3 protein-coding genes are annotated in these 2,605 nt (G+C 59.3%); all 3 read left to right on the top strand.

The genetic code is table 11. The features are described 5' to 3' along the window. The first annotated feature begins 12 nt into the window (after positions 1-12). Positions 13-1,065, top strand: a complete 1,053-nt coding sequence (locus EOM25_13870) for an HDOD domain-containing protein (GenBank protein ID NCC26261.1) — start codon at positions 13-15, stop codon at positions 1,063-1,065. 234 nt (positions 1,066-1,299) lie between these two features. After that, positions 1,300-2,352 (top strand): HDOD domain-containing protein, encoded by a 1,053-nt coding sequence (locus EOM25_13865; protein ID NCC26260.1) that lies wholly within the window; start codon positions 1,300-1,302, stop codon positions 2,350-2,352. A gap of 56 nt (positions 2,353-2,408) precedes the next feature. Further along, positions 2,409-2,605 (top strand): hypothetical protein (locus EOM25_13860; GenBank protein ID NCC26259.1); only part of this gene is annotated, 197 nt, incomplete at its 3' end.

The raw sequence follows: 2,605 nt of genomic DNA, 5'->3' as shown, positions 1-2,605 counted from the left end.
CGAGGAGGTGACATGGATTTCGAAGACTATCCGGACGAGGTCAGGTCAAAAGCCGAGTTCATCGTCAACGAACGCTTCCGTCTGAACGACCGGAACCAGAAGGCGGTCGAGGTCCTTTACCAGACGTCCCTGATCTGCACTGCGGATCAACTCATTGACGATCCGGATTCTTGGGAACGGTACGAGGGACAACGCCAGACCGCCTCGGAATTTCGTTCCGACGGTGATATGATCCGTCTATCATTGAAAAACCTCCGCCTCCCCGTCTTCCCTCAGGTGGGCATCGAACTTCAGCAGGTCTTGGACAATCCGAACTTCACGGCCCATGATCTGGCCACGGTCATCAGCAAGGACCCTAAGCTGACGGCCACCCTGCTCAGAATGGTCAACAGCGCCCTGTATAACCTCCGTCAGACAGTGGAAACCGTTTCCCGAGCCGTGGCCCTGCTTGGATCCAGGCAGATCTCAAATCTTGCCCTGGGCACCCTCATGCTCAACCTATTCAAACAGCCGGCCAACGTGCGTTTCGACATCCAGAGCTATTGGCGGCATTGCGTGGCATGTGGAATCCTTGCCCGGGCCCTGGCCGCCCGAGCGCACATGCCCGAGCCTGAGCGTTTTTTCGTCGCTGGGATGCTCCACGACATCGGGCAGCTGGCTCTTTTGGCTGCCTCGGCCGAGGCCGTGGAACTGATTCAGACCACGATTTTCCACGCCGACATGACCACCCCGGAGGTGGAGCGACGGATACTAACCTTCGATCACATGCAGCTGGGGGCCAGGATGCTCAAGATGTGGTCATTGCCGGAATTCATGCTCGAGGCGGTGTCCATGCATCATCGTCCCGGGGACACCGAGCCGGGGTCTCCGGCCCGCGTGGTTCATCTGGCCGAGAACATGGCCAAGGCCCTGACCTTCGGCACGGGGGACGGCTTTGTCCTCGACCCGTTCCATGAGGAAAGCTGGCAGGCCATGGGCATCGGAGTCATGGAGCTGGATGAGATTCTGACGGGATTCAAGGAAAAGATCCTGTACATGACGGAGCTTCTGACTCCCACGCGTTGAGTGGTGTGTTCAGATTGCCGGGACCATGACGGAGCCTTTTCGTTCGGCGCTCGAAAAGCCGACCTCCGGCATGTCTTTGGAGGGTCGGGTGGAATGTGTGCATTCATTTTTTTGCGGCCAAAGGGCCGGTTGAGTTTCGGTTGATACCCCGCTACTCATGCATGACGGAAGATGAGCTGAGGGTCGGATTTTGTCCACGGGCTCGATGGCCCCGGATCACGTCAAGGAGGTGCCATGGATTTTGAAGACTATCCGGATGAGGCCAGAATTCGGGCCGAGTTCATTGTCGATGAACGTTTTCGTCTGAACGATCGAAAGCGGCCCCTGGTCGAGGCCCTGTACCAGGCCTCTCTGCGCTTCACGGCGGAGCGGCTTGTGAACGATCCGGATTTTTGGGGCCGGTACGGTCGGGAGCGCCAGACAGCCTTGGATTTTCGCCCCACCGGCGAACCGGTTCATCTCTCCCTGAAGAATCTGCGCCTGCCCGTCTTGCCCCAGGCGGGCATTGAGCTCCAGCAGGTCATGGACAACCCGAATTTCACCGCCGACGACCTGGCCGCGGTCATCAGTAAGGATCCCAAGCTGACGACCACCATGCTCAGGATGGTCAACAGCGCCCTGTACAATCTTCGCCAGACCGTGACTACCGTTTCCAGGTCCGTGGCCCTGCTCGGATCGCAACAGGTGTGGAACCTGGCCCTGGGCACCCTCATGCTCAACCTGTTCAAGCAGCCGGCCAACATGCGGTTCGACATCCAGGGGTATTGGCGTCATTGCGTGGCGTGCGGAATCCTGGCCAAAGCCCTGGCCACCCGGGCCCGCATGCCCGACCCGGAACGGTTCTTCGTCGCCGGGATGCTCCATGACATCGGGCAGCTGGCCCTTCTGACCGCTTCACCCGAGGTCATGGAAGTGGTCCAGACCACCATGTTCACCGCCGACACCACCACCCCTGAGGTGGAGCGGCGGATTCTGACTTTCGATCACATGCAGCTGGGAGCCAGGATGTCCACAATGTGGTCTCTGCCCGAATTCATCCACGAGGCGATCTCCATGCACCACCGCCCCGGTGACACCGAGCTAGGATCGGCGGCCCGGGCGGTTCATCTGGCCGAGAACATGGCCAAGGTTTTGACCTTTGGCACGGGCGAGGGGTTTGTTCTCGACCCGCTCCATGAGGAGAGCTGGCGTTCCATGGGCATCGGTATTCAAGACCTAGATGCGATGTTGGCCGAAGCCACGGAAAAGATCCTGGGAATGACTGAGCTTTTAGCCTCCATGCATTAACGGTTTTCGACCGGTCGGCCACGGCCTTTTTTCTCCCCGTAACCATTGGACCGATCGTGGACGAGCGACTCATCAGACGGCAAATGCAGACCAAGGCCGGACAGGATCTGCCCCTGGTCTATCTTCAGCTCGGCCAGTGCATCTTCACCGGCGACAAGATGATCATCAGCACGGTGCTCGGGAGTTGTGTGGGAGGGACGTTTTTCCACGCCCCGACGGGCCTGGCGGCCATGTTCCATTCCATGCTTCCCTG

This window comes from Deltaproteobacteria bacterium (assembly GCA_009929795.1).
Lineage (GTDB): Bacteria > Desulfobacterota > Desulfovibrionia > Desulfovibrionales > Desulfomicrobiaceae > RZZR01.
The sequence above is the reverse complement of the archived record's forward strand: the minus strand, read 5'-3'. Positions and strand labels throughout refer to the sequence as shown.

Excerpts from the sequence above, each read along its gene's own strand:
- EOM25_13870 (NCC26261.1), top strand. The coding sequence starts at position 13 with ATGGATTTCGAAGACTATCCGGACGAGGTCAGGTCAAAAGCCGAGTTC.
- EOM25_13865 (NCC26260.1), top strand. The coding sequence starts at position 1,300 with ATGGATTTTGAAGACTATCCGGATGAGGCCAGAATTCGGGCCGAGTTC.